This is a genomic window from Coprococcus intestinihominis, from assembly GCF_040096555.1.
GTDB lineage: Bacteria > Bacillota > Clostridia > Lachnospirales > Lachnospiraceae > Coprococcus_A > Coprococcus_A intestinihominis.
Genome location: NZ_JBBMEK010000401.1, coordinates 1 through 1,837 on the forward strand (window position 1 = coordinate 1; position 1,837 = coordinate 1,837).

General features: G+C 37.5%; 2 protein-coding genes and 1 pseudogene. All 3 read left to right on the forward strand.

Translation table 11 applies throughout. The features are described 5' to 3' along the window. Window positions 1-385 (forward strand): annotated as a pseudogene (locus tag WMO25_RS17630) (ParB/RepB/Spo0J family partition protein); the annotation flags it as partial. Next, a complete protein-coding gene (locus WMO25_RS17635) occupies window positions 385-735 on the forward strand; it encodes a replication initiator protein A (RefSeq protein WP_154432768.1) in 351 nt (116 codons plus the stop codon). The pseudogene WMO25_RS17630 and the gene WMO25_RS17635, both read left to right, overlap by 1 nt. A 47-nt stretch (window positions 736-782) precedes the next feature. After that, window positions 783-1,775 (forward strand): DUF6017 domain-containing protein, encoded by a 993-nt coding sequence (locus WMO25_RS17640; RefSeq protein ID WP_154581413.1) that lies wholly within the window; start codon window positions 783-785, stop codon window positions 1,773-1,775. Window positions 1,776-1,837: the final 62 nt, after the last annotated feature.

Below are 1,837 nucleotides of genomic sequence, written 5' to 3' on the forward strand. Positions count from 1 at the left end.
ACGTTTCATCCGTTTGACAGAACTTATCCCAGATTTACTGGAATTGGTAGATAAGAAACGTCTGAACTTTACCATTGCTGTTGATATCTCATATATTCCGCAGGATGTGCAGGAATGGATTTATGAATATATCTGTGACAATGGATTTATCAAACCAAATCAAATTGCAGCTTTAAGAAATTATCTTGGACAAGGACCGGTTACCCAGAGTCTGATGATCAGTATTCTGAATAGCCATATTCCGGTAAAGGCTCCGGCAAGAAAGGTAACTTTGAATGAAAAGAAGCTGACGAAATATTTTCCAAAGAATTATACATCGGAAGACGTGGAGAAAGTGATTGAATCATTATTGGAGAAATGGAAACAGGAACAGGAGGTAATGTGATGGATTTTAAATATATGTATGGAAAACAGGCGGATCAGTATTCTTTTATACATATTCCAAAGATGCTGGTTACTGAAAAAATATTTACGGGAATTACCATTCATGCAAAAGTTCTCTACGGTCTTCTTTTAGACCGTATGGGAATGGCGGTGAAGAATAAATGGGTCGATGAAAGAAACCGGATGTATGTTGTTTATCCGATTCAGGAAATCCAGAAAGACATGGGAGTAACCAGAAAAAAAGCAAGGGAATGTCTGACAGAGCTTGAAAATGCCGGACTTATAGAAAAGCATTTTAGAGGCATGGGGCTGCCAAGCATTTATTACGTAAAAGACTTTGCGGTAGCGTGAGTAAGAAATGTCCATTATGGAACTACTACCGCAGGAAAGGAGAAAATATGGATCAGAAATTGACATTTCGATACTTTTACGGGAATGAAGCTGATCAGTACAGCTTCTACCGGATACCAAAACTTTTATTCAAAAATGAATATTTTAAAAATCTGAGCAGTGATGCAAAGATATTATACGGTCTGATGCTGGATAGAATGTCTTTGTCCATCAAAAATCAGTGGTTTGATGAACAGAACCGGGCATACATCTATTTTTCCATTGAAGATATCATGGAACTGTTGAACTGTGGAAGGAATAAAGCTGTAAAATCGCTGCAGGAACTGGATGATGAGAATGGAATCGGTTTGATTGAAAAGCGCAGGCAGGGATTTGGAAAAGCTAACATCATATATGTAAAAAGCTTCATGGTCTATGAGGAACAGGCGGAACAATCAGCAGAGGAAGCACAGAAGTTTACAAAACAAACCAATGTTGATACTCTGGAAGATGCAGAAGTTTATAAAACAAACTCCATGAAGTCCCAAAAACAAACTTCAAGAAGTCCTGAAAATAAACTTCAAGAAGTTTGCAATTCAAACTCTAATTATAATAATACTAGCGATATTAAAGAGAGTAAGAATAAATCAGATCAAATCATATCCGATAGACAGAGATCAGATGTTGATATGATGAATACGGTATCCGCTTATCAGGATCTCATCAAGGAAAACATAGATTATGAGTCATTACTTATTGCGTATCAGTATGACGAAGCATTGATTCAGGGCATTTATGAGCTTATTTTGGAAACAGTTCTGTGCAGTAGCGAAAAGATCCTGATCGCAAGTAACTGGTATCCGGCAGAACTGGTACGCGGCAAGTTTTTAAAACTGAATTATTCCCACATCGAGTATGTTCTTGACTGTTTCAAGAAGAATACATCAAAGGTGAAAAATATCAAGAAATATATGCTGGCAGCATTATTCAATGCCCCGACAACGATCGATGGGTACTATAAGGCAGAAGTGAATCATGACATGCCGCAGTTTGCTGTCTGACTGAGAGGAGGAGAAAGATGTTTTGTTTAAAGCTCATTGGGAAAATATTATTGATTCCGGTC

Coding starts and splice junctions, on each gene's coding strand:
- WMO25_RS17635 (WP_154432768.1), top strand. CDS start 385: ATGGATTTTAAATATATGTATGGAAAACAGGCGGATCAGTATTCTTTT.
- WMO25_RS17640 (WP_154581413.1), top strand. CDS start 783: ATGGATCAGAAATTGACATTTCGATACTTTTACGGGAATGAAGCTGAT.